Raw genomic sequence first — 24,116 nt, 5'->3', positions numbered from 1 at the left:
TTTTAAACAATTACGCCTAATATGCAGTGTTATGTGTGGAATTGCAGGGATTTATTCCAATAATCAAATAGATGTGGGTAATGTTTTAATTAAAATGCTCAACGCCCTTCAACACAGAGGACCTGATTCAGCAGGTATCGCTGTCTATGGAGGTCGAAAAAAAGAAGAAGACACACACTATATACTGGTGGAATCAAATGAAAACTCCATAGGTAAAGTGGAATCAATTCTAGGTAAATCACTATCAAAAGAATTTATGAAGTCAAGCAACACCCCAATATATTCAGGGACACTAAAAACTGATTTTAGATCGCTTAAAAACAAAATAAACAAAATAAAAACAATTGATAATTCTAATGTAATCAGCGCAGGCTCTCTATATATCCTAAAAGATGTAGGGCCTGTGAAAAACCTTAAAAAAACAGTAGATAACCTAGATACTTGGGGGACACATGGAATCGGTCATGTGAGGTTTTCCACTGAAAGTGTCGTAGATAGATACCATGCCCATCCGTTCCAAAGCTACATAACAAAAGACATATCTGTAGTTCATAACGGCCAGATAACAAACTATGAAAACATAAAAACAACACTTGAAAACAAAGGACATGAATTCAATACAACCAACGACACAGAATGCATAGTCCATTATGTTTCAGACAAACTCAATGAAGGCTATAGTTTAAACGAAGCCTTAGAAATGTCTATAGAAGACATGGACGGCCCATACTCATACATAATATCCACAGAAAACGAGTTAGGCATAGCAAAAGACCCATTAGGTCTACGGCCAGGAGTGATTGGAGAAAAAAATGAAGTAACAGCGTTCGCATCAGAAGAACAAGCTATACACATAGCTTTAGGTGACGCTGAAATAGAATACCTAAAACCTGGAGAACACAGAACAATAGGATGTGGCTCAAAATGACCAATAAAACCCTCAACAGCATGAAACTCAGTGTTAGAGAAATAAACAACCAAATAAAAAACACAGACAACGATATAACCCTAAAAAACCCAAATTCAAAACATTTTATAGCTGCAGGACTAACAAAAAACAAAAAAATAACAATAGATGGAAGCGCTGGCTATTTCCTCGGAACAATGCTTGAAAAAGCAGAGATAAAAGTAAATGGAAACGCAGGAAACCAAACCGGAGACAACATGCATTCAGGCAAAATAACAATCAAAGGCAGTGTTGGAGACGGAGCTGGACAAGGAATGTACGGCGGCAAACTAATAATAAATGGAAACGCCGGATCCAGAACAGGCAGCATAATGAAAAACGGAGAGATATTAATAAAAGGAAACAGCGACTTCATGACAGGACTCTACATGATGGGTGGAAAGATAACCGTACTAGGAGACCTCGGAGATAAAACAGGAGAATCAATGATCGGTGGCGAAATATACTGTCAAGGAGAAATAGAAAGCCTCGGCAAAAACGCAGTTCAAACCAAACCAAACCAAAAAGACATAGACTACCTCAAAAAAACACTTAAAAACCAATACACAGAGAAAGACCATTCATTCAAAAAAATAATCCCAGGAGACAGATAAATGAAAAATAAACCAGAGATAATGATAAACCCCCAACTATGCATAAACTGCAAACAATGCATAAAAAAATGTCCAGAAAAAGCCCTAACACAAGGAAAAAACAAACCAAAAACCCATCCAGAAAAATGCATAAAATGTAAAGAATGCATAGAAACATGCAGTCAAAACGCAATCAAAATAAAAACAAACCAAACAACCAACCACAACATAACACAAATACGTAAAAAAACAAAGACAGACCACTGCCTCATCAGAGGTGGAAAAGCAAAAACACGACACCCAACATTCAACGACATAACAATACTCCCCGCCCAAATATCCAGACCCCCAATAGACAAATACAGAGAAGAATGCAACACCAAAGTAACAATAGGAAACCGATACGCAGAACAACCACTAAAACTAGACATACCAATAATCTTACCAGCCATGAGCTACGGCGCAATCAGCATCGAAACAAAAATAGCCTTCGCAATAGCAGCAAACAACACAGGAACCGCAACAAACACCGGTGAAGGCGGAATGCACCCCAAAGAAAGAAAAACAGCAAACAAACTAATAAGCCAATACGCCTCCGGAAGATTCGGAGTTTCATCCAACTACCTAAAAAACTCCGAAGCAATAGAAATAAAAATCGGACAAGGAGCCAAAGCCGGAATGGGCGGACACCTATCAAGCGACAAAATAACACCAGAAATAGCAAAAATAAGAGGAATACCAGAAAACTCAGATGCATTAAGTCCCTCAAGACACATAGACATCGTCGGACCCGAAGACCTAAAAATGAAAATAGAACAACTAAGAGAAATAGTAGACCACCAAAAACCAATCATAGTAAAATTCAGTGCCGGAAGAGTCAAAGAAGACGTAGCAATAGCCGCAAAAGCCGGAGCAGACGCAATAGCAATAGACGGAATGCAAGCAGGAACAGGAGCAGGCCCCGAAATAGTAATAGAACACGCCGGAATACCAACACTACCAGCAATAGCAGAAGCAGCAACCGCACTAAAACAAAACGGATACAAACAAAAAGTCTCACTAATAGCAGGTGGCGGCATAACAAACGGAGCAGACATAACAAAAGCACTAGCACTCGGAGCCGACGCATGCTACATAGGAACCGCCGCAATGATAGCAATAGGCTGCAACCAATGCAACAACTGCCACACAGGAAAATGCCCAAAAGGAATAACAACCCAAAACCCAAAAACCAGAAAAAAACTAAACCCAAAAACAGCAGGTGAAAAACTCACAAACTACCTAAACACAATAACAGACGAAGTAATAGCACTAACTCAACAAGCAGGAAACACAGACATAAACAAACTAGAAAAAAATACACTAAGAGCACTAACAACCGAAGCCGCACAAATCACCGGCCTAAAAACCCCAGGCCCATAAAAAACACCAAAAAACACAAAAAACCCCAACAAAAAATATACCAAACAACAAAACAAACCATACAAAAACCAACAGATAATTGACTAAAAATAGATAAGGATACACCAAAGATAACTGAAACTCTGTATCAAAAACCACAAATTTAATCTAAATCGACTACAAAACATCAAAGCCAACATACATACAGTGAAAAAATGCTCTTAAAAATAATAGCAATATTTGTTACAGTTCCCCTACTCGACCTACTAGTACTACTACAAGTAGCAAGTTATATCGGGACCTTAGAAACAATAGCAATAGTAATACTAACTGGTATACTTGGTGGAAGCCTAGCTAAAATGCAGGGATTGAAAACCCTACAGAAATTCAGAGAAAAAACAATGCTAGGAGAAACACCATCCAACCCAATAATGGATGGATTAATGATACTATTAGGGGCGGGATTACTCCTAACACCAGGGTTCTTAACAGACATTGCTGGGTTCCTACTGCTCATACCAATAACAAGACCGATACTGAAGAAAGCAATATCAAAGTACGTGAACAAAAAAACCAAACAAGGGTACATACACATAGAAAAATATCCCTAACCAAATCCCCCCATATAAACAAAACAAATCAAAAAAACCGAATAAGTTAAGAACGAAAGAAATATAGAATTATATATGTTTGAAATATTTTTAATACCTTTTATCCTGATACTAGGCTTTTCCATCCCAATAATTTCATTAATTCTAGCAATATGGGTTGCTTACGACTCAATAACAAAACAACCAAAAATGGAGACTTTAGAAAAAATAATATGGATTCTATTATCCTTTACCATACCAATCATAGTACCGATCCTATACTACCTACTAGTCGTTAAAGAAAAAAAGACAATAATAAAAGAAAAAGAGCCAAACGAATCAGAGGTAATCGAAACAATAGAAAAACTATACAAACTTAAAGAAGAAGGCGCCATTACAGAAGAAGAATACATAGAAAAGAAGAAAAAACTACTAAAAACAATAGAAACAAAAAAAGAGCCAAACGAATCTAATCAATAAAAACAAAAGAAAAAGAACAGAATACTTAGATACAAACTCCAAAATCCTTTCCGGGCCTATAGTTTAATTAAATCTGATTTATTTGGATTTAATTTGAATTTATAGGGTTTTGGTTATTTGGTTTTTTGTTTAGTTTCTTATTTTTTTGACAACCTCTATGTTTTCTTTGTCTCCTCGTGTTTCGTCAACGGGTGTTTCTAGTATAAAGGGGATTTCTCGTAATTTTGGGTGGTTGATTATTCTTTCCATTCCACTAACCCCTATCTCACCTAATCCAATGTGTTCATGATGGTCTTTAGTTGAATTCAATGGGTTTTTTGAGTCGTTAAGGTGTATTAGTTTAATTTTATCAATTCCAACTGTTTCTTCAATGTTTTCTATGGTTTTTTCAAGTCCTTCTTTAGTTGCAAGGTCATATCCTGCGGTATATGCATGGCAGGTGTCCAAAGTTACACCTATGTCTGCGTCAACCCGTTCAATTAACTCCTCTATCTGTTCAAACGTATATCCGACCTTTGTACCACTACCAGATGTATTCTCAATCAATAATTCTGTGTTATCTAGACCCTGTATTTCGTTTATTGAGCTAACTACATTGTTTAATCCCTGTTTTTCTCCAATACCTGTGTGGGCTCCAGGATGTATATTTACATAATCTATTCCAACTTCATTAGATAGCTCGATTTCTTTTTGAGTAGATTCAATAGACCTCTCCCTTAAACCTTCCTTTGGAGTTGCTAGATTAACTAGATAAGAACCATGTATCACCAAAGGCTCGATATCCATCTTATTCGATTTCTCAACAAAAATCTCAGAGTCATCATTACCCGGTAGATTGAACTTCCAACTCCTAGGTGAGTGGGAAAAAATCTGAAAGCAATTGCAATCCAACTCTTTAGCCCTATCAAACGAACGGTATATACCACCAGATATAGATACGTGAACACCAACCCTAAGCATACAGTAACTTTAAACCTCAGAACACATTAAAACCATTTCCAAACTTCAAAACCACCTCTCAACCCCATCACTTAAATATAAGATGCTTCACAAAGTTAGAATATAACAAATACCAGTAATTATATAGCTAGATACCTAGTTCAAAGGGAATCTATTTACTGGTAGGCATGAAAAATCATAGATAGAAAATTTAAGGAGATAGATATGTTAGAAAAGATTCTTTCAATACTTGGTGTCAAAAGTTTCGCCAGCCAATCCGAAGTTAAGTCCGTTCAATCAAAAAGTGATGTAGACGAAAGCAATTATCTAGAAAGTATTCCAAAAACCGTTTTAGCAATTGATAAAGATTTCAACGTCGATTACATAAACCCATCAGGCGCTAAAAAACTAGGGATGGAACCTGAAGAATGCATAGGAAAAAAATGTTACAACCTACTTGAGACAGAACATTGTAACTCAGAAAACTGTGCCCCAAAACGAGCAATGGAATCAGGTGAAGATGTAACAGATGAAAACGTATGGCATCCATCACCAACAAAACAGATTCCAATAAAATACACAGGCGCTCCAGTAAGAAACGATGACGGAGAGATAGTCGGTGCAGTAGAATACGCAGAAAACATAACAGATCGAAAACTAAAAGAAAAAGAAATAAACGCCCTATTCCAAAAAGCACCCGTACCAATGTTCATGGTCGATCCAGACCACAAAATAACACGCTGGAACAACAAGATGGCCGAATACATCGACTGCAGCAAAGAAGAAGCAGTAGGGAAAAAATTCCCGGAGATAAGTGGAGGCCATGAATCCGTTGCAGACAAAGCAATCGAAAAACGCCAAGAAGTAACTGAGGCAAGAGACAACGTAGAAGTTCGAGGAGACCTATACCACGTGATAAGTACAGCAGTACCTATAAAAGACAACGATGGAAACCTAACAGGAGCTGTACAAGTAATCAATGACATAACAGAAACAAAAGAAAAACTAAAAGAACTTAAAGCAATTCAAGAATACTGGAATACGATAAACGATGAATACGAAAGGGTTTTTGAGAAATTTGAGCAGCTCGACATGTCTGTTAGACTAGAAACCCCAGAACCAGAAAAAGACCTAGATATACTTATAGAAGCATTTGAAGCTGACAAATCACTTCACGAGGACATCAATAAAGGTCTAGATGCAATACAGGACGCATTATCTGAAGCAAAAGAAAGCGCAATGAAATTTACAGAAGACAGTGAAAGTATGAGTGCTTCAACAGAGGAACTAGCCAGCTCTATAGACCAAATAAGTGCTTCAGGACAACAAATAGGTAGTGGAATAGACGATCAGGTTGAGAAATCCGAGGTAATGAAAAACAACATATCAAACCTCTCATCATCAATACAAGAAATCACATCAGCCGCCCAACAAATCAACTCCGAAACTGACAACGCAACAAAAATAAGCAAAGAAGGAGTAGAAGCAGCAGAAGGAGCAATAGATAAAATATATCACTTAGACGAAGTAACAGATAAAAACGTTGAAAACATCAGAGAGCTTGAGGAGAAGATGGCTGAGGTCAGCGAGATAACAGACGTAATCTCAAACATAGCCGAACAAACCAACCTACTAGCATTAAACGCAAATATAGAAGCGGCAAGAGCAGGAGAGAAAGGACAAGGATTCGCAGTAGTCGCAAACGAAGTAAAATCACTAGCAGAAGACTCACAAGAATCAGCACAAGAAATAGAAGAAATAATCAGAGAAGTACAAGAATTCACCAACGAAAACGCCAAACTAATAGAAGAAACAAACAAAGAAGTCGAAGAAAGCATAAAAGCAGTTCAAAAAGGAGCAAACAGCCTAGAAGAAATCCAAGAAATGGTAGAAGAAATAAGCCAAGGAATAGACGAAATAGCTGAAGCCACAGAATCACAAGCACACAACACAAGCGAAGTAAGCGAAGTAGCAGAAGAAGCATCAGCACTCAGCCAAGAAATAAGCGCAGCAATACAACAAATCAACAGCAGCGTAGAAGAACAAAACGAAGCAGTACAAGAAATAGCCGAAATAGCACAAGACACACTAGAAAGAGCAGACAGCAATCGAGAAACCCTTGAAGAATTCAAACTAGAATAAAAAAGTGATAAACGATGACCGAAATCGATACACAAGTAATAGAGTTCGAACTAAACAACAAAAGATACTGCGTAGACCTCAACTACGTCGCAGAAATCGTAGACAAAGGCGACCTCACACAGATACCGAACACACCCACCCACATAGAAGGAGTAATGGACCTAAGAGGCGAAACAACCACAATAATAAACCCAAAAATCGTCTTCGACCTAGAAAACGAAAAAAACGGCAAACGAATAATCGTATTCGAAGGTGCCGACCAAGACAGCGACGACAACATAGGATGGATCGTAGACGAAGTACACCAAGTAAGACAGATAACCGAAAAAGAAGTCGACGACCCAATAAAAACAGAAAACGTAAAAGGAGTAATAAAAGAAGACGGAGACTTCGTAATCTGGGTAGAACCACCAGAAACCCAAAACGGAACAAACACAAACTAAAAAAACAAAAATTTTGATCCCCAAAAAACGGGGATCAAAAACAATATCCCCCCCCACCCCCTATATTTTCTTAAAAAAATTAAACTATATCAGATTGGATAAAATTAAATCTAGCCCCAATCTTGGTTACTTTCACCTTTTAAGTCTTCGATTAAATTCAAAGCTGCTTCTGTACCTTCTCCAACTGCTAGTGAAACCTGTCTCTCTCCACCTGTACAGTCACCCGCTGCGTACATATTTGGTAGACCGGTTGAAAGATCATCTTTAGTTTGGATAAACCCATCCTCGATATCTATACCAAGTTTTAATGCGAAATCGAGCGTTCCACTGGTACCGATAGCAATGAATAAGCCATCTAACTCCATTTCTTCATCTCCTACGATAGCTCCTTCAAGCAATTGGTCTCCAAAAACAGTTGTAACTGGATCTGTAATAACTTCAATTCCATTTTCATCCAACCGATCAATCAATCGTTGGTCTGCGTCAACCTCCTTTCCATCGGTTAATAGAGATACATAGTCAGTGTATTCATTCAGTTTAAGGGCTTCTTTAACTCCATAATCCTTTGAACCAAGAACTGCACATTTTTTATCCCTAAACAAAGGTCCATCACAAACTACACAATAACTAACACCCTTACCTTCAAAACTACCTAAATTCTCAACATCTGGTTTTTTCTGTTGAACTCCCGTAGCCAGAACCAAACCATCTCCCTTAAACTCTCCATCTACAGTTTCAACCGTATAGCCATCATCTATAGAGATGGATAAGGCTTCTAAATCAAATATCTCAGTACCAAACTTCTTAGTTTGTTTCCTACCTCTCCCCAATATCTCCGATCCAGAGATTGGGTCAACAAAACCAAAATAATTTTCAATAACCTCTGCTTTATCCAATGTATTATCGCCCTTATCAAAAACAGCTGTGGTTAAATCAGCCCTCGAAGTGTAAATAGAAGCAGTTAAACCCGCCGGACCTCCTCCAATCACTAATACGTCAAACTTCCTTTTTTCATTCATAAATAAACACCAAAACAATTACAACAAAAAACTAAACTAACTTAAATAATCTATGTTCAAACAAATAAATTTACTTTATTTTAGTCGCTAAACTGCCACCATCTTTCTTTCCAAAACAAATAAAAAATCAATTGGAGTTATTTCCTTGATATCTCTAGGAAATTTTTCAAAACTCTTAAGCCTTTTTTTCCAGATTTTTCAGGATGGAATTGGAGACCAACTACATTTCTTTTTGAGATTGCAGCAGGAAAGCTAAAGCTATATTTTGATTCAGCCAATATGTCTTCACTATATTTCAAGTCGGCGTGATAAGAATGTGCAAAATAAAAATACGAACCATTCTCAACACCATTTAATATTTTATGTTCTTTACATGGGAACACCTTGCTCCAACCCATATGAGGCACTTTTAAATCTCCTTCAAAACGAACAACATCTCCTCCAATAACATCTAAACCATTAACACAGTTTTGGCCTTCAAAACTACGTGTCAACAACATTTGCATACCAAGGCATATGCCTAAAACTGGAACATCATCCTCAATTAGTTGGTATAAAACAGAGTTTAATTCTCTCAATCTTTGGATACCATCTTCAAAAGCACCTACACCTGGAATGACAACAGCTTTAGAACCAACTAAACCACCCACATCACCAACCACCTCAACTTCACCACCAACCTTCTCAAACCCCTTAACAACACTACGTAGGTTTCCTAAACCATAATCAACAATAGAGATATCAGCCATCAACAATATATCATCCTAAACAAATAACAAACTTCTGAAAAACAGAAAAAAAATGTAAAACATAAAAACAAAAGTATTATCCAATGTGAACTTAGTATGGTTAAAAGGAAATATAAACAAGGCAATTCATAAAAACTATACAGTAAAAAATAATCCATCTTAAAACGGTTTTTGTGCCAAGAAGGATCTACTTGGCGATAAAATATGAATGATATAATTAAAGACGAACTCAGCAGGCCTACGGTATTCAAAAAAGAAAAACCACTTTATTTTGACTACGTACCTGAAAACCTGCCTGAAAGGGAAGAAGAACTTAGGTATCTAGTTAGGCTCTTTAGAGACGTTATAGAAGAAAGAGTGGGGTCATCTCAAAGCGCCTTAATCACAGGTAAAGTAGGGACTGGAAAAACAGTAATGGCTAAAAAATTTGGCGAAATGCTAGAAAAACGCCGCGGATTCAATTATGTACACGTAAACTGCAGAAAACACAACACCGGTTCCCTTGCATTAATTAAGGTACTTAGAAACTATGACAAACGGTTCCCGGAACGTGGATACAGTGTCGAAGAGATGTTAAGAGCACTATTCAACATGCTAGAAATCAGAGATAAATACCTAGTCATAGCTATGGATGAAATAGACTTCCTCATAAAAAAAAGCGGTCCCGATATACTATACAACCTATCACGCATGTCCGATGACTCATTAGGCGACTACGAAAACCGAATATCAGTGATATACATAGCAAGAGATCCAAACTTCAGAGAAGAACTAGACCAAAGCACCCAAAGCACATTAAGAGGAAACATAATAAACCTAAACGAATACAACCAAAAAGAACTCACAACAATCTTAAATCAAAGGATAAAACTCGCATTCAACCCAAACACAGTAACAACTGAAACAATAGAACTAATATCGGACATAGCAAGCGAATGGGGAAATGCCAGATTCGCGATAGAACTACTATGGAAAGCAGGTAAAAAAGCAGACTCAGAAGGAGACGAAACAGTCGTACCAGAACACGTAAGATGGGCCAAAGCAGAAATACACCCCTACATGAGAAAAGAACTATTCAACGATATGAACAAAAACCACCTAATGGTATTACTCTCAATAGCACAACTACTACAAAACAGCAACAAAGCATACGTAACCACAGGTGAAGTAGAAGAAAACTACAAAATAATATGTGAAGGACACAACATCAAACCCCGAAGATACACCCAGTTCTGGCACTACATACAAGAACTAAACAACATGGGAGTAATCGACACATCACTAAGCGGAAAAGGAAAAAGAGGTCGAACAACCCAGATATCACTACCCGACATACCCGCAAACATGCTAAAACAAGAAATAGAAAAACACATAAACACAATCCTAAAACATGAATAAAAACCTAAAAAAACGCGTTAATAACAACTGAAGTTAAAAAAACTATTTTTAATACTAAAACCTGGTTTTAATTGATTTCCATTCTATTGAAAACTAAGACTGCGAGCAATATCGGTAGTATAATCAGTGTTATAATCACGATTAGTGAGTACAGGAATCCCTGTGTACCTGGGTCTGCAGGAATCCCCCCAGCAGCAAATATTGCGGCCTCACCATTTGAGATATACCCTAATATCTCATTTGCATGGTGTGCTAAAGACACATGCTCTATTATCTCAGCTGTCTCCTCAGGCATGTATATAGTCAAGAAATCTATTATTACCCATCCAACTAAAAAGATGAACGAACCTAGAGCAGCGGTAGTTGTGTTTTTTGATATCGTTGAAAATAAGGTTGCTATCGATGAGTATACAAATGAGTATATCATTGTAGCGGCTACGTAACTGAAAAACACATCCCAACCTGACCTACCAATATCTATAATATCAATCCAAATAGCCATTAAAATAACGCTTCCAACCAATAAGGGAATGAAAAGAACGATAAAGGATATATATTTCCCAATTATTATTTTCCATCTTTTAACGGGCCTTGAAACTAATAACTGTAGTGTTTTTTGGGTTTTTTCACCTGCTATAAATCTAGATGCATATAAAACTGATATTATGATTATAGAGAACATCAATAGATCGAAAAAAGACAGTGAACTACCCGCTACCATCTCTCAGCTATGCTTCGAGGTGGAAGGGGTTTCCTGTTTCGATGACGCAACTTGCAGATACATCACAGAACTGAATCTGGTGTTTGTTGTCTGTAGAGGTTGCAGTCTCCGCAGGCGTAACTTCGGTAAGTCCCTTACCTAAAATATTCTGTGCTGCGTTGTANGTAACTCCTATTCATAGTCATACTCCATAAGGCAACTTCCTCAACAACTTTTTTTATTGGTTCAGGTGATCCATCCCCAACCTAACTCCACATTCGTTCCATGAGGAAAAGAACTTCACACCCCAAATAAGTTTTAAATCCCCTCCTAACCAGATGTCTTGCTTAAGAGATATAGAGGGGATTGCTTGATTATTTTTTACCTTGTTGCTCTATAGCTTTTTCAGCCATCTCGGCCTGTTTACCCATCATCTCTATTGCTTCAGGAAGGGAATCGACTCCTTTCTCAATAATCTCCATCAATCGCTCACTAATATCGATATCGATATCTACATCTTGGTTTATACTGACTTTTATTTTCCCAGTTTTAGATTCTTCATTCATAAATTACACCTAATTATTTTAATTAAGTATATGGTTACATTGTAGAAATAGATTATCGATATCTTATTAACCTTTTAAGTTATCTTTATCTATCAAAAAATGGTTTTAAAAAATGTATATTACGGAAACTGAAGATGAATAAAAAAAGGGAGGTGGTGGGTTAGGGATGTTTCCTAACCGTTTTTATTCAACAATTACTGTGAGTGGTGTTGTTTGGTATTCGACAATATTGTTATCAACTATCTGGAACACTATCTCGGTCTCTCCTTCTTCTTCACCATTTACGTGTACATGGTCTCCATGGTTATCTATTGATACGATACCTGCATCCTCAGCATCCTGTCCATATGCAGCACGAAGTTCATAGTCATCGGACAAATCAATTTCGTCACCATCTACATCTTCTATAAATGCACCAAGTGAGTAGCTATCACCTAACTCTATCTCTAGTGGATCACCATGCCAGTGGTCTATATGATGGTCAAGTATGACCTCTTCGTCTGCCCCTCTATCCAGTATGTCAAATGTCTCTACCTCTATGTTCCATACAGTTTCATGTTCAGTTTCATCCATGCATCCTGTTACGGATACAGCCATTAGCAGTACCATTGCTATGGCAAGTAGATGCGTCTTCTTCATAATTCAAATACACCTGATTATTTTAAATTTAATTTGTAATAAATAAGTTTTTCGCATTTGTATTCAAAAAATAACACAAAAACAAAAAATAACATAACATACGGCTAAAAAACCACAAAACTAAAAAAAGAAACAGGATATCCAATCCAAAAACAATATAAAATAAACAATAATCAAAAAATTAAAAAAAGTTATATAGTAGTTAAAAATAATTCAAAAATCCTCAATCAAAAATAAAACAACTGAAAAATTTTTTTAATATTTCGAATTATAAACCGTTTGTATGTTTATTGATGCATTAAAGTATCCGTTAAGGAGTGAAAATACCCTTATAACCCTAACAATAGGTTCTCTACTACTATTAGCCTCAATATTTATACTACCAGTGTTTATTTTAGTAGGATTTCTGACCAGAACTGTAAAAAATACATCCTGTGGAAATAAAGTAACCCGTTTTAGAGACTATAAAAGTCTATTTGTAAGAGGATTAAAGTTTTCAGGCGTGATTATAACGTATCTTCTGTTTTTTGTGTTTCTTATGTTTTTAATGGCCTTATCAGCAGAGGTGCACCGTATTGCAGGTTTAATGATATTCTGGATATTAATAGTTCCTGCATACTTTGGTTTAATGTATTTATCACCCTCCATACTCTATCATTTCAGCAAAAAAGGGATGATAAAGGATGCGTTTCAAATTAAAAAAATATTAAGAACAGCTTACAGCCTTAAATACCTAAAGATTGCAGTATTAGTCTTGATAGTAATACCTTTACTATTCGGTGTCTTACAGGCTTCATTAGCTGTAACGATAATAGGATGGATATTGGTTCCTGCAATAATCATATATGAATTAATAGTTTATGGGAGACTAGTAGGTCAAATGTAACATTCTCCTAAATGTATGAAGGTGCGGGTTTTCTTCAGTGGTATTAGAAGGTTCTGGACTCATTGAGTTTTCGCCTCCAATTCATTTCCAGTTTGGGATATGTCATCTGTAGCCCCCGCCCCGTCATATCTTGACAGGACGTATCTGGGTCATGGAGTTGGCGCTGTGTTGGGATATAACCTTCACAGCGATTTTGACTGATGAAATAAACTCGACGTCAAGTTGATCATCACACGTAGAACATCTGATTCTTTAAAAGCTATTGTTATACGGTCTTTCAACCTGAATGGGTTTTGAAAGATAAAAAAAGATTTTTTGTGTTTATTTGATTTATGCGTATAAATAGGTTGGAGTTTTCTATTTACAATTTATTAAAAAATAAGAAGTTTTTATGTGTTTAGTGCGGGGGGCGAGATTCGAACTCGCGAACCCCTGCGGGACAGGATCTTAAGTCCTGACCAAAGAAGGATTGAAATCGAAAAAAACCGTTTTATTTTCTCTGAATCCGATATACAAGAGTTTTTAAATAGGCTAAAGGCTTCAGGAAGAAGTGACCTAAGAATACAAGAGTTAAAGAATGGTCTAAAACGATTTGGGGAAACTGTCAACTGGGATTGTAAACTAACTGACATAACCGAATACATCGATAATAGAAGAAAAGAAGTATCTAATGTAACTTTAACTAAAGACATACAGATGATTAAACAGTTTCTAAAAGACCAGAACATAGAATGGGGCAAGAAAATAAAGAGACCAACCATAGAGAGGAAGAAACCGAAAATCGTGAATAAAGAAGACATAATCCAACTAATCAATAAACTAAAAGAGGTAGATGTTGAACAAAAATACTTCTATAGAGCAAAAACAGCAATAATACTATCAGCTGTCTCAGGAATGAGACCATGGGAAATCTACAGGTTAAACTGGGAAGACATAGACCTGGAGAACCGAATAATCAACCTACCTGCCAAGAAAACAAAAACAAGAGAAGAAAGAACAGTCATATTCAACAAAGAAGCACAAACCCACCTAAAAAACCATAAAAAGAACTTCCCAAACCAAGCATTCAACAAAAAAACAATCTACACCCTAACCAACAAAATAAACCCAAAACCAGAAACCAAACTCAAACACTGCAGAAAATACTTCAGCCAACAATGGGACAGACAAGGACTCCCAACATCAATAAAAGAAATGCTAATGGGACACTTCGGAACCATAGACCTAACCAACTACAACAACCAAACCCCAGAAAACCTCAAAAAAATATACGACAAAGCAAACCTCAAAATAACAGAACAATAGAAAACAAAAAACACCACCAGAAAAACCAAAGAAATTGATAACCCACACCAAAAGAACAACCAAGAAAAACAAAAGGAACAAAGAGAAAGAAAGAGAAGGAAGAAAAACTAGTATATATACAATAATAACTATAGGGTAATACTAGAACAGTATCCCTAATAGACACCCTTGATTTTTTCTAGATAATATCTACAACTATCCTAGATAATATCTATAAATAACAAATTTAATTTTATACTATTTTTTTAAATTTTTTAGTCTATATTTATTTTTATAAGTCTTTTTTTTACTATCAAAGCTTTTTAAATTCTTTTTTTAATTTATTATAACTAACTTTAAAAACGAAAGCTTTATATATCTGTAAAACTAATGTTACTATGTGATAAAGAAAACAAAATAATATATATGTGATATTATGCCAACTATTAGAATCTCTGAAAGAACGAAAAAAGCTATCGGTGAATTAGGAAGCACCTTCGAAACCCCCGATGATGTCATCAAAAGACTAATAGAAGAATCAGGACACTCCAATTTATTAGGAGAAGAAAAATCGGATGATAAATTCGAAAATATACCGGTAGATAATGAGAAATTCATCGAGTTAATAAAACAAATAGAATTTCTAGATAATGAAGTAGAGTTTAAAGTTGATGAAACCATGGTTAGCTTCTACCACCCAGAAATTAAAAGAGGAAATGGTTTAGCTTGGATAGGGTATCCAAAAGCTAATAAAGTAACAGTTCGCCTAAAAAAAATCCAATTCCCAGAAGAGGTTGACTATGAAAATAGAATAGAAGAAGATGGATGGAGCAACGCCTACAAAAGAATTAAAATCAGATTGAATAACCAAGACATAGAGTATCTACTAAATTTAATCAAATATGCTCTTAAAAATAAGTGAGTTGATTCATAAATGAGTACAGAATTTTTTGAATTAGTATTAAATAAAAAAAATAGAAGAAGGAATAGGTATGAGGAAGAAATAAAGAAAGAGTTAATAATATTTTACCCTCACATAGAAGGAACAAAGGAGCCAAAAGGTGAACCAAAGCCAACTTGGAATAATGTCTATAAACACTTAGAAAATAAATACCCAGATATATCCGAAAGTCAAATTAAGGGTTATAAATACAAATTAAACCTACCAAAGGATCCAAAGAAAATAAATGAGAAGCTCAAGGAACACGACAAAGTAAAAAAGGTTATAAAAATCAGAGGGGTCTATTATAAAGGTAATAAATGTAACATGGATGAGAATGTTTTTCTTCCTTTGGTTGTTTTAGAGGAACCTGTTTCTGATTCTTTAGAGGATGTTGATTATTCTTGTTCTTTTGAAATTAGGTTGCAACTGTTGGAAAACATAAGGGAACCTGATTTGTTACATGCTATCTATAAACGAGTGGACGATGAACAAGAGGAAGATGAAATCAAAGGTTTAAGGGGTGAAAGAGTTGTTTCTTCATCCTTGATAGATGCGGAAGAAGATGGGATTATAGATGAATTTTTATTTACAGGATCTATCCATGATGGCGAGAATCTTGATTTTTCATTTAATTTCAATAAAAACTCTTCAGAGGGTTACATAGAAGTGAAAAACTGGAATGTTGAAGGGTGGGGAAGTAATTTAGCCCAGAGACATGTTGAGAATCAAATTAATAGTAGGTTTCGTGATGACATGGATTATAAGATAGTTATTACATTTGGGGTTCCGGAAAAAGATATAGAGGATTGGCTTGATGAAGACATACACCACATAAACTGTGGTGAATTTATTGATAGTGAGAAAACACTCCAGAAGAACCTAAGAAAATATTCAGAAACCATCAAAGATAAACTCTCACAAATAATCTAGAAAATTAACCATTAAATACAACCAAAGGCTAAAAAACACATCATAAACCAAATTTACAGCATTAATAATGTGAACTTTTCTAAAACCCAAATAAACAGATCCAAGATATACAGAAAGTTCACCAGCTCACCAACATCTTAAAAAAATAAATGGAGGTGATAATATGTCTTTAAGTGATGCTAGCTTTATAGAACAAGAGATGGGAACGATAGAAGGCGTTAAATTCTATGCCAATCAATATCTGATACAAACCCCAATAAACCCCATATGCCAAGAATGTAAAGAGGAAATAGAAGCAAAAACCGTATACTTAGTAATAGGGGAAAAGAGCCCCAAAAAATCATATCACCTTGAATGCTTCCCCGGACCAACAGAAGAAATATTGGAACACCTAAGCCCCGCATTCATATTAGCAGAACTATAAACAACAAACCAAACTACACCTAAAACCACCCACCCCCCTTCTTCTCCCCCTTCTTCTCCCCCTCTTCTCTCCCCTCTCTAAACATCTCTGAAACCCAGGAAAACCTAAAAGAAAAAAGCGGAACTTCAAACAACCCAACAAAAAACAAAAATTTGATGGGTAAATCTAGATAAAAAAAACCTAATTCACAATAATTTCGAAAAAATTAATAAAAACAAAAAGTAAATCAAATTAAGGAGGGAAGAGTATGAGTTTTGCCGGAATACCTTTTGAAGAAGAAGCAATAGAAGCCATAGTATTACTCATTGAATCCGGTGTAGTAGAAGACCCAGAAGTACTAATCGAATTCCTCGAGTCAAAAGGAGTAGAACTGCCTGAAGCCGCTAAAGACGCATTAACTGATGCACCAGCCAACAACGGAAACGGTTAAAAAATACTTAAAACAATCCTAACAAAAACCTAAAAAAACAACTTTATAAAAGCCAATATCTACTAAAACAGAGCCAGAAGCTCCCCCACAAAAAAACCCCACAACCAAAAACCAGAAGGGGGAGCCAACACCAAAAATGTTCACTTAGTACCTATCCTATCCCTTAATAAATATAATTCAATACCCAGATTTTTAGGTATCTTTTTAGCAATCGTTAATCTTTTCAGATCTACTGGCTTTAGTTTCTATCAATATCTTAAAATCTAGTTTCAGCTCATCTCCTTCAGGTTTTTTAAATAAACTATATGTCTTTACAGCTAAAAAACAAACCAAAGATCCCAACAAAATCTAAAATAAAATAGAAAGAAAAAAACAAAACCACAAAAAACCCTAAAAAACTCTAAAGTTAAACTTTCACCCCTCTTCTTCTCCCCTCTAAACACCTCTAAAACCCATAAAACATTCATAAAAAGTCAAAAAACCAACTGAGAAAAAACTAACCAGAGACTCAAAATTAAAAAATATTTTTGGTTAAGGGGTTTATTCTCCCCCTCAACCATTTTCATTCTACTATCTTGTGTCAGCGTTAGATTGGGAAACGGTCGTCCTACTTACAGTAGTTTTTCTGCTAGTCCTGCTGCCACCGGTATCCTGGTTTTGTTTCCTTTGTAGGCTGTGAACATCAGGTATAGCCATAAAGCTAGGGCTAATAGCCATACAACTATGCCTACCAACCATAACACTAAAGTTATGATTCCTAGTCCAACCAACCCTAACACCGTTGATATTACACTAAATAAGATCGCTAGAACGAAGAGTCCACCGAAAATCACTGTGGATTGTGCTGCGTGATACCTGACAAACTGACTGTCCTTCTCCATAAACAACAAGATCACACCTGTAACAAACCCCAATAGGTAGGCAAGGGCTCCAGCAATGTTTTCATCCAAACCAATACTAGTCTCACCCATAACTCAATCAACACCTACAACCATGTTTATACGTCCCCATATTTAATGTCTATTTCACTGTATCCTTCGTACTCATCGCTTGGTGTGATGGTTATTCCTAGTTCAATGGGTTCATCAACTGCATAAATGAAATACTCACCGTTTTCTGAAACAGTTGTTTGAATGTCCCAGCCATAGTCTGGTAGTTCACCTTCGTACCAATCGGATATTGTTTCAGCATCTTCTTCTGCCAAGTAATCTAGGTCAGCTGCTAAGTATTCCTCATCATTCACCGTCCATTCACCCGTCCAATGATAGGTTAAAACAGCACCAGGATATCTGGGCACATCCTCTAGATCTTCACCATCCACATCCTGAGTAGGGGGTTGATCATTATCATTGTCATTGTTGACGTCATTGTCATTGTTGACGTCATTTTCTTCAAGTGGACCTGTTATTACTGTTGCTAGTGTCTGGCCGTTCTGGACAGTGGAGTGTATACCCATGAATTCATTGTCTCTTTCGAGTCCTACTCCTATGTCATAGCCGGGGACAGTTACTTCCCATTCTGCCATTACTTCCCAACCAGCATCTTCAGCTGCTTCTTGAAGTTCCTCTGTAACTGCTTCCGCATCTTCAGTATCAACAAGATACTGTGTTACTGTATATTCACCAACCTCTCCTTCAAACTCTTTATCGTATTCGCCGGGAACCTCTATATCACCAGGACCCTCACCGTTAACACAGCCAGCAACAGCCAAAGTAGCTATCAACAAAACGATAGTTGCCAAAAGTATTTTTCTATTCATATCCTTCCTCCATCCCAAGTAAAAACAGCCTGAAAGCCATCTCTACCTGGATTTATCAACCTTACACTAGAAAATTTAATACTTTAAAATATAAACCCTATGAAAAAACAAGCGACACCCCACCTAATTACCGCAATAAACACAGAGGAAACAACAAGAAACCTAGATAACAGCAAACTAAACGATGCAAATCCAGAAGAACCCTTGGAAGAAAGGGGAAAAAGTATAAGTAATGAATTCAAATCACCAAATCCAAAGTAATCTCAGAACAAAGATATCCATCCAACAGAAATCAAAACTTAAGACACCCTAACTCCCCCAACACCAAACAAACACCACAACCAAAACCATAAACCTAAACTCACTCCCCCTCCTTCTCCCCTCTCTAAACATCTCTAAAACCCAGAAAAAACTCCAAATCAGATTCTAAATATGATAAAATTAAATTGTTTGTAGGATTGGTTATTTGTATTAACAGATAAATAATTTTAAAGTACTTAATGAAATTTAATGATATATAGAATTTTAAATTGTTTATTTGGTGGGTAATCTTTGAGTTCTGAAGCCGAGATACATTTTGAATTACAAAGGCATATACAAAATGCGATAGACCAGCATAATCAATTCAATGGAATGAAGTTTGAGAATTCAGTACCTGAATTGAACGTTAATGGTGGTTATGCAGATATTGTTGTATTTACTGAAAGAAAAGAGCCCTTCTTAGTTATTGAAGCTAAAAGACCAGATTCCGGGGATGGAAACCGTAATTTAGATCCTTATTCTCCTAAAGTAATTGAGCAAGCAGCAAATTATGCTTTTAAGATAGGAGCTGAATATTTTGCTACATACAATGGTAGACAGTTAGTTTTATTTCAAACGTTTGAGAGAGGAAAAAACCTGTTAGATAGAAGAAGCAAAGCTTACGAAGTTAAAAACATCAGAAAATTTGCATCTGAATTTTTAAAACAACTTGCTGCATTAAGTCAAGAAGAAGAAAAATGGGAGCCAAAAAGAGAAAAAATTATAAAAAGACTTAAAACTTTCCATAAGAGGTTGTTAAATGAACTTAAATCTTCATTAAAATTCAAATTAGATAAAAATCAAGGTTTTCAGAACAGATTTGTAGACTGGGTAGAAGAACAAGGCTGGGATATCCCAGAAAATGAAGCTAAAGAAAGGTATACACAGCAATCTGCATACTTATTAATGAACAAACTTCTTTTCTATAAAATTCTTGAAGACACGAGCCACGATATGCCTGATTTGAAGCTAGAAGAACTAGTGAAACCAGACATAAGACGGAAAGCTTTTGATAAAATTATAAAGAAAGTTGATTTTGAAGCTGTTTACGAACACGAACCAATTTTTGACGAACTACATTTAACAGAAAGAGCAAAAATAGAAGTTAAAGAATTCCTTGAAGAATTAGAAACCTATGATTTAGATAAATTTAAGCATGATACCATAGGACACATATACGAGGAAATAATCCCCCCAAGTGAAAGACACGCATTAGGTCAGTACTATACTCCTCCCACTATAACTGAATTAATCACTAAACTAACGATAAAGAACCCAACGGATGAGATTTTAGACCCAGCATGTGGAAGTGGAACCTTTATAATCAATGCTTACAATCGCCTTAAAAATCTGAAAAAAGAAAACTATTATCCTGTAACCCATCAAGGAATTTTAAACCAATTATATGGAATAGACATAAATAGGTTTCCAGCTCACCTTACTGCATTAAATTTAGCTTTACAAAACCTTTCAACAGAAACAAGAGAAGTAAATGTAGAAGTAGAAGACTTTTTCAATGTTCAAAAAAGTGACGGACAGGTAAGAATAGTCCATGAAAGAGCTAGTATACGGGGATCCGAGGAAACCCATCAACCAAAAATACCTAACAAAGTCGATGCAGTAATAGGAAACCCACCATATATCAGACAAGAAAAGATTCCAGACAAAGAAAGGGTAAGAGAACACTTGAAAGACTTAGGTTATGAAAAATTTAATGAAAGATCTGACATATATAGCTATTTCTTCACACATTCCTTTCAATTCCTCAAAAATGGGGGGAGAATGGGCTTCATAACTTCAGACAAATGGCTAACTGTAGGATACGGGGAAGACCTACAAGATTTCTTCTTAGACAACTTCAAAATAAAAGCAATAATAAGTTTTAGCAAAAAAGTCTTTGAAGATCCATTAGTACCCACCTGCATAACAATACTAGAAAAATCAAAAGACAAAACAAATTCTAATATTGTAAAATTCCTACGAATAAAAGAACCAATGGAAATCAACGAAATTATCGATAAAATTGAGACAACATATGAATCCAATATACTCCACGAAAAACAAAAATACAGACTTTTAACAAAAAAACAAAAAGAATTAAGAGGCACAGAGAAATGGAATAGATTTCTATTCGCACCCCCTATATACTGGAAATTACTGAACCATGAAAAAATAACTACACTAGAAGAAATAGCTGAAGTAAGAAGGGGCATAACTTCTGGTGCAAATAAGTTTTTCTATTTAACTGAAGAGGAAGCAGAGGAATGGGGGATAGATTCTAGATTTCTCACTCCATTGGCTAAATCTATCAAGCAAGTAGATTCAGTTTTATTTACAAAAGATGATACTGACAGGCTAGTGATAGACCTAAATGATTTTGTTGAAGAAAAGTTTAAAGATATAGATTCTTCAAGAATTCAGGGAATAGAGTTAGATGAGGAAAAACTGCCCCCGAAAGCTGATTTAAAAGAGATTAGCTCTGAAGAAGAGTATATTCTTCATAAACTAGATGAAGAAGGTTATGAAAACATTTTTGGATATATCGTTTTTTCAATGTGGGAAAAGGATTGGGGTCGTTACAACCCTCCACACAAAAGACCAACCTGCCTCCAATACAGAAAACAAAATAAATGCTGGTTCAATCTAGGAGAACTTAGAAAACCGGATATAATGTTCCCAGCAGGTTGTAGAAAAAGATTATTTGCATGTTTAAATGAAGGATTAGTAGTAGATAAAAGAGCATATGAAATTAATTCTAGCTTTAGGGAAGTCCTAGCTGGTATTTTAAATTCTTCTTTAATTAGATTTTTTAGAGAACTTCATGGAAGATGGAATGCAGGCTTGAACGAGATGGCCGTTTACGAAACAGAAGATCTTCCAATTCTTGACCCTAGAAAAATTAAGAAGGAGGAAGCAAAAAATATAAGGAACGAGATATTAATTCTCTCTAAAAAAGATAGAATAAAGAGTAAGGAGCTTGATTCAGTTGTTTTAAAACCTTTTGATTTAAATGATATAAATAAAAAGATATATAACTATTCTAAAACCTTATCTAAAGCTAGGAGAGAAGGAACTGATGTCGGGGAACTTGTTTCAGATTTAGAAGATGGAATAGAGTTGGAAGGTGCTGAAATAATAGGGGAAGATAAAAGCCAAAAAGAACTTGGTGATTTTTGATTTTCCAAGTTAAATAATCGTTGTATTTCTCGGCTTTCCCTCGTTTATTGTAAAAAATCTTTATAAAGTTTTAAAAATTAATTGATTTCGGTGTATTTTGATGTCTTCTTCTGATGGTGAGCTTGAAAAATCTGAAAAAGAAATTTTAAAGTTATTAACAGCATGGAAAGAATTACAAGATGATCTTATAGAGCTACGTCAAGAAGCAATTAAAACTAAACCTAAAATATGGAGCTTAAGAAAATCTAGAAAGCAGTTAAATAGGCTACAAAATAAACATTCTAAATTGTCAAAAGATATAGAACTAGTTCTAAAGTCCGGCCATACAATATCCGAATTTGAAAAATCAAATAGGTTCAATGGAAACCTAAGTACAAAAGAAGTAATAGGTAAGTCTGTAGGGAAATTCAGACCCGTATTGGAAAAAAATAGAAATCAAATATCAGAAAGAGACGTAACTGTAGAACGAATAATCTCAAATAGACGGAGAGATATAATAAATCAAACTGCACTTGTTATCTCCCTAATAGCTATAATATTGTCCACTACTGCAATCATAATCTAAGAAAATATTTACGATATTAGATAATTACTTTTCTTCTCAAAAAACCAGAAACAATCCAAGAAATTCCACACTAACTAAAAAATACAATAAAGAGGGTGAGTTTACAGTAAACCAACAAAAACCCAGAGACCCCAGCAATTGTATAGAAAACAAGGGAGAAGAAAACCATAGTATAAGGAAAGAGGGGATAGTATTCCTTTTCTATAGATTACTAGAGGATGGATCCCTGTTTTTAATGTTAAGCCATTCTTAATAGACTTTTATAGTTTAGCATTGGAGGGGCCAGTGCATCCCCTTTTCTGTGTTTGTTGTTGTTTGTTTTGTTTAGGAGTGGAGGGGGTGGTTATAATATCTGGCCGTTATATACATGGGGTAAGCATTGCCTATGTGGTTTAATGAGGTTTTTCTCTGTTTCATTCGGCCAGAAGGGTGTACCTTTTTTAGGAGATCTTCATTAGACCAGACCAATAAAAACCCTTAAAACTTCTTCGTAAAAATAGTATTAAGACTTATTACTAAGAGCTTTCTATTCAAGATAAGAGAATTACAATCAGTCCTGGATTTAATATAACCGTTTATTTCTAGATGTTTTAGCTCCATCAGAGGTGACAGTGTAAGAAAGACAGGAATATGGAAAACGCCATACAACTAAGACATGTGTAAGGCAAATGCCTAAGAAGAAAACAACCATTAGAATAGATGAAGAAATACACCAATGGGCAAAAGAATACGGCTTCAACCTCTCCAAATTCCTAGAAAACCAACTCGTTATAGCTAGAAACAGATTAGAACCCTCAATCCAAAATAAACCCC

Annotated in this window: 25 protein-coding genes; 17 read left to right on the top strand and 8 right to left on the bottom strand. The window is 35.6% G+C overall.

What is annotated here, in order from left to right; genetic code table 11:
- The first annotated feature begins 31 nt into the window (after positions 1-31).
- The 5 genes from AMET1_RS00130 to AMET1_RS00110 all read left to right on the top strand — a co-directional run bounded on the left by AMET1_RS00130 (position 32) and on the right by AMET1_RS00110 (position 4,010).
- Complete coding sequence (locus tag AMET1_RS00130) at positions 32-928, top strand: hypothetical protein (protein ID WP_086636462.1); 897 nt, start codon at positions 32-34, stop codon at positions 926-928.
- Positions 925-1,560, top strand: coding sequence for a GltB/FmdC/FwdC-like GXGXG domain-containing protein (locus AMET1_RS00125; protein ID WP_086636461.1), 636 nt, complete (start codon positions 925-927; stop codon positions 1,558-1,560). The genes AMET1_RS00130 and AMET1_RS00125 overlap by 4 nt, the downstream gene beginning before the upstream one ends.
- Entirely contained in the window at positions 1,561-2,961 is a 1,401-nt protein-coding gene (locus tag AMET1_RS00120) for a glutamate synthase-related protein (protein WP_086636460.1), read from the top strand.
- Between the two features lie 194 nt (positions 2,962-3,155).
- Positions 3,156-3,551: an FxsA family protein gene (locus AMET1_RS00115; RefSeq protein WP_086636459.1), complete on the top strand. Its 396-nt coding sequence runs from the start codon at positions 3,156-3,158 to the stop codon at positions 3,549-3,551.
- A gap of 75 nt (positions 3,552-3,626) precedes the next feature.
- A complete protein-coding gene (locus AMET1_RS00110; protein ID WP_086636458.1) occupies positions 3,627-4,010 on the top strand; it encodes a PLDc N-terminal domain-containing protein in 384 nt (127 codons plus the stop codon).
- Positions 4,011-4,139: 129 nt separating this feature from the next.
- Here the strand turns inward: AMET1_RS00110 and AMET1_RS00105 are convergent, their stop codons facing one another.
- Complete coding sequence (locus tag AMET1_RS00105; protein ID WP_086636457.1) at positions 4,140-4,970, bottom strand: deoxyribonuclease IV; 831 nt, start codon at positions 4,968-4,970, stop codon at positions 4,140-4,142.
- Positions 4,971-5,174: 204 nt separating this feature from the next.
- On the opposite strand from AMET1_RS00105, the gene AMET1_RS00100 reads away from it, so the two are divergent.
- A complete protein-coding gene (locus AMET1_RS00100) occupies positions 5,175-7,091 on the top strand; it encodes a methyl-accepting chemotaxis protein (protein WP_086636456.1) in 1,917 nt (638 codons plus the stop codon).
- 14 nt (positions 7,092-7,105) lie between these two features.
- Positions 7,106-7,534 (top strand): chemotaxis protein CheW, encoded by a 429-nt coding sequence (locus tag AMET1_RS00095; protein WP_086636455.1) that lies wholly within the window; start codon positions 7,106-7,108, stop codon positions 7,532-7,534.
- 110 nt (positions 7,535-7,644) lie between these two features.
- On the opposite strand, the gene AMET1_RS00090 is transcribed toward AMET1_RS00095, so the two are convergent.
- Together AMET1_RS00090 and hisH are read right to left on the bottom strand one after the other, a co-directional pair.
- Positions 7,645-8,553: an NAD(P)/FAD-dependent oxidoreductase gene (locus AMET1_RS00090; protein WP_086636454.1), complete on the bottom strand. Its 909-nt coding sequence runs from the start codon at positions 8,551-8,553 to the stop codon at positions 7,645-7,647.
- Between the two features lie 137 nt (positions 8,554-8,690).
- A complete protein-coding gene (gene hisH, locus AMET1_RS00085; RefSeq protein WP_086636642.1) occupies positions 8,691-9,302 on the bottom strand; it encodes an imidazole glycerol phosphate synthase subunit HisH in 612 nt (203 codons plus the stop codon).
- A gap of 204 nt (positions 9,303-9,506) precedes the next feature.
- Here hisH and AMET1_RS00080 point away from each other — a divergent pair, with 204 nt between their 5' ends.
- The gene (locus tag AMET1_RS00080; protein WP_086636453.1) at positions 9,507-10,700 is read left to right on the top strand and encodes an ORC1-type DNA replication protein; all 1,194 of its coding nucleotides are present in this window, start codon (positions 9,507-9,509) and stop codon (positions 10,698-10,700) included.
- Positions 10,701-10,767: 67 nt separating this feature from the next.
- Here AMET1_RS00080 and AMET1_RS00075 read toward each other — a convergent pair whose 3' ends face one another.
- The 3 genes from AMET1_RS00075 to AMET1_RS00065 all read right to left on the bottom strand — a co-directional run bounded on the left by AMET1_RS00075 (position 10,768) and on the right by AMET1_RS00065 (position 12,605).
- Positions 10,768-11,382, bottom strand: a complete 615-nt coding sequence (locus tag AMET1_RS00075) for an ABC transporter permease (protein ID WP_236629418.1) — start codon at positions 11,380-11,382, stop codon at positions 10,768-10,770.
- A gap of 392 nt (positions 11,383-11,774) precedes the next feature.
- Positions 11,775-11,966 carry a hypothetical protein gene (locus tag AMET1_RS00070; RefSeq protein WP_086636451.1) on the bottom strand — a complete coding sequence of 64 codons (192 nt, stop codon included), beginning with the start codon at positions 11,964-11,966 and terminating at the stop codon, positions 11,775-11,777.
- Between the two features lie 183 nt (positions 11,967-12,149).
- Complete coding sequence (locus AMET1_RS00065) at positions 12,150-12,605, bottom strand: hypothetical protein (protein ID WP_143406773.1); 456 nt, start codon at positions 12,603-12,605, stop codon at positions 12,150-12,152.
- Between the two features lie 283 nt (positions 12,606-12,888).
- Between AMET1_RS00065 and AMET1_RS00060 the strand changes: the two genes are divergently transcribed.
- From AMET1_RS00060 to AMET1_RS00035, 6 genes are all read left to right on the top strand, one after another.
- Positions 12,889-13,491, top strand: a complete 603-nt coding sequence (locus tag AMET1_RS00060) for a DUF4013 domain-containing protein (RefSeq protein WP_086636449.1) — start codon at positions 12,889-12,891, stop codon at positions 13,489-13,491.
- 393 nt (positions 13,492-13,884) lie between these two features.
- The gene (locus AMET1_RS00055; protein ID WP_143406772.1) at positions 13,885-14,796 is read left to right on the top strand and encodes a tyrosine-type recombinase/integrase; all 912 of its coding nucleotides are present in this window, start codon (positions 13,885-13,887) and stop codon (positions 14,794-14,796) included.
- A 415-nt stretch (positions 14,797-15,211) separates the two neighbouring features.
- Entirely contained in the window at positions 15,212-15,697 is a 486-nt protein-coding gene (locus AMET1_RS00050) for a hypothetical protein (RefSeq protein ID WP_086636447.1), read from the top strand.
- 12 nt (positions 15,698-15,709) lie between these two features.
- On the top strand, positions 15,710-16,648 hold the full coding sequence (locus tag AMET1_RS00045) for a hypothetical protein (protein ID WP_086636446.1): 939 nt from the start codon (positions 15,710-15,712) through the stop codon (positions 16,646-16,648).
- A 163-nt stretch (positions 16,649-16,811) separates the two neighbouring features.
- Entirely contained in the window at positions 16,812-17,072 is a 261-nt protein-coding gene (locus AMET1_RS00040) for a hypothetical protein (protein WP_086636445.1), read from the top strand.
- Between the two features lie 247 nt (positions 17,073-17,319).
- Positions 17,320-17,502, top strand: coding sequence for a hypothetical protein (locus AMET1_RS00035; RefSeq protein WP_086636444.1), 183 nt, complete (start codon positions 17,320-17,322; stop codon positions 17,500-17,502).
- 611 nt (positions 17,503-18,113) lie between these two features.
- Here AMET1_RS00035 and AMET1_RS00030 read toward each other — a convergent pair.
- Positions 18,114-18,473, bottom strand: coding sequence for a DUF4870 domain-containing protein (locus AMET1_RS00030; protein ID WP_086636443.1), 360 nt, complete (start codon positions 18,471-18,473; stop codon positions 18,114-18,116).
- Positions 18,474-18,499: 26 nt separating this feature from the next.
- Positions 18,500-19,261, bottom strand: a complete 762-nt coding sequence (locus AMET1_RS00025; protein ID WP_086636442.1) for a hypothetical protein — start codon at positions 19,259-19,261, stop codon at positions 18,500-18,502.
- 99 nt (positions 19,262-19,360) lie between these two features.
- Between AMET1_RS00025 and AMET1_RS07840 the strand changes: the two genes are divergently transcribed.
- From AMET1_RS07840 to AMET1_RS00015, 3 genes are all read left to right on the top strand, one after another.
- Positions 19,361-19,522: a hypothetical protein gene (locus tag AMET1_RS07840; protein ID WP_161490681.1), complete on the top strand. Its 162-nt coding sequence runs from the start codon at positions 19,361-19,363 to the stop codon at positions 19,520-19,522.
- Between the two features lie 291 nt (positions 19,523-19,813).
- Positions 19,814-22,738 carry an N-6 DNA methylase gene (locus tag AMET1_RS00020; RefSeq protein WP_086636441.1) on the top strand — a complete coding sequence of 975 codons (2,925 nt, stop codon included), beginning with the start codon at positions 19,814-19,816 and terminating at the stop codon, positions 22,736-22,738.
- A 100-nt stretch (positions 22,739-22,838) separates the two neighbouring features.
- Entirely contained in the window at positions 22,839-23,303 is a 465-nt protein-coding gene (locus tag AMET1_RS00015; RefSeq protein WP_086636440.1) for a hypothetical protein, read from the top strand.
- Positions 23,304-24,116: the final 813 nt, after the last annotated feature.

Origin of the sequence: Methanonatronarchaeum thermophilum (genome assembly GCF_002153915.1) — an archaeon.
In the GTDB taxonomy this organism is placed as follows: Archaea; Halobacteriota; Methanonatronarchaeia; order Methanonatronarchaeales; family Methanonatronarchaeaceae; genus Methanonatronarchaeum; species Methanonatronarchaeum thermophilum.
This window is presented reverse-complemented; position numbering and strand designations above follow the sequence as displayed.

What these genes read in the sequence shown, in the direction of transcription:
- AMET1_RS00075 (WP_236629418.1), bottom strand. Translation starts at nt 11,382, where the DNA reads ATGTTCTCTATAATCATAATATCAGTTTTATATGCATCTAGATTTATA.
- AMET1_RS00125 (WP_086636461.1), top strand. Translation starts at nt 925, where the DNA reads ATGACCAATAAAACCCTCAACAGCATGAAACTCAGTGTTAGAGAAATA.
- hisH (WP_086636642.1), bottom strand. Translation starts at nt 9,302, where the DNA reads ATGGCTGATATCTCTATTGTTGATTATGGTTTAGGAAACCTACGTAGT.
- AMET1_RS00120 (WP_086636460.1), top strand. Translation starts at nt 1,561, where the DNA reads ATGAAAAATAAACCAGAGATAATGATAAACCCCCAACTATGCATAAAC.
- AMET1_RS00115 (WP_086636459.1), top strand. Translation starts at nt 3,156, where the DNA reads ATGCTCTTAAAAATAATAGCAATATTTGTTACAGTTCCCCTACTCGAC.
- AMET1_RS00040 (WP_086636445.1), top strand. Translation starts at nt 16,812, where the DNA reads ATGTCTTTAAGTGATGCTAGCTTTATAGAACAAGAGATGGGAACGATA.
- AMET1_RS00090 (WP_086636454.1), bottom strand. Translation starts at nt 8,553, where the DNA reads ATGAATGAAAAAAGGAAGTTTGACGTATTAGTGATTGGAGGAGGTCCG.
- AMET1_RS00035 (WP_086636444.1), top strand. Translation starts at nt 17,320, where the DNA reads ATGAGTTTTGCCGGAATACCTTTTGAAGAAGAAGCAATAGAAGCCATA.
- AMET1_RS00030 (WP_086636443.1), bottom strand. Translation starts at nt 18,473, where the DNA reads ATGGGTGAGACTAGTATTGGTTTGGATGAAAACATTGCTGGAGCCCTT.
- AMET1_RS00130 (WP_086636462.1), top strand. Translation starts at nt 32, where the DNA reads ATGTGTGGAATTGCAGGGATTTATTCCAATAATCAAATAGATGTGGGT.
- AMET1_RS00110 (WP_086636458.1), top strand. Translation starts at nt 3,627, where the DNA reads ATGTTTGAAATATTTTTAATACCTTTTATCCTGATACTAGGCTTTTCC.
- AMET1_RS07840 (WP_161490681.1), top strand. Translation starts at nt 19,361, where the DNA reads ATGAAAAAACAAGCGACACCCCACCTAATTACCGCAATAAACACAGAG.
- AMET1_RS00025 (WP_086636442.1), bottom strand. Translation starts at nt 19,261, where the DNA reads ATGAATAGAAAAATACTTTTGGCAACTATCGTTTTGTTGATAGCTACT.
- AMET1_RS00045 (WP_086636446.1), top strand. Translation starts at nt 15,710, where the DNA reads ATGAGTACAGAATTTTTTGAATTAGTATTAAATAAAAAAAATAGAAGA.
- AMET1_RS00050 (WP_086636447.1), top strand. Translation starts at nt 15,212, where the DNA reads ATGCCAACTATTAGAATCTCTGAAAGAACGAAAAAAGCTATCGGTGAA.
- AMET1_RS00060 (WP_086636449.1), top strand. Translation starts at nt 12,889, where the DNA reads ATGTTTATTGATGCATTAAAGTATCCGTTAAGGAGTGAAAATACCCTT.
- AMET1_RS00070 (WP_086636451.1), bottom strand. Translation starts at nt 11,966, where the DNA reads ATGAATGAAGAATCTAAAACTGGGAAAATAAAAGTCAGTATAAACCAA.
- AMET1_RS00105 (WP_086636457.1), bottom strand. Translation starts at nt 4,970, where the DNA reads ATGCTTAGGGTTGGTGTTCACGTATCTATATCTGGTGGTATATACCGT.
- AMET1_RS00080 (WP_086636453.1), top strand. Translation starts at nt 9,507, where the DNA reads ATGAATGATATAATTAAAGACGAACTCAGCAGGCCTACGGTATTCAAA.
- AMET1_RS00015 (WP_086636440.1), top strand. Translation starts at nt 22,839, where the DNA reads ATGTCTTCTTCTGATGGTGAGCTTGAAAAATCTGAAAAAGAAATTTTA.
- AMET1_RS00065 (WP_143406773.1), bottom strand. Translation starts at nt 12,605, where the DNA reads ATGAAGAAGACGCATCTACTTGCCATAGCAATGGTACTGCTAATGGCT.
- AMET1_RS00100 (WP_086636456.1), top strand. Translation starts at nt 5,175, where the DNA reads ATGTTAGAAAAGATTCTTTCAATACTTGGTGTCAAAAGTTTCGCCAGC.
- AMET1_RS00095 (WP_086636455.1), top strand. Translation starts at nt 7,106, where the DNA reads ATGACCGAAATCGATACACAAGTAATAGAGTTCGAACTAAACAACAAA.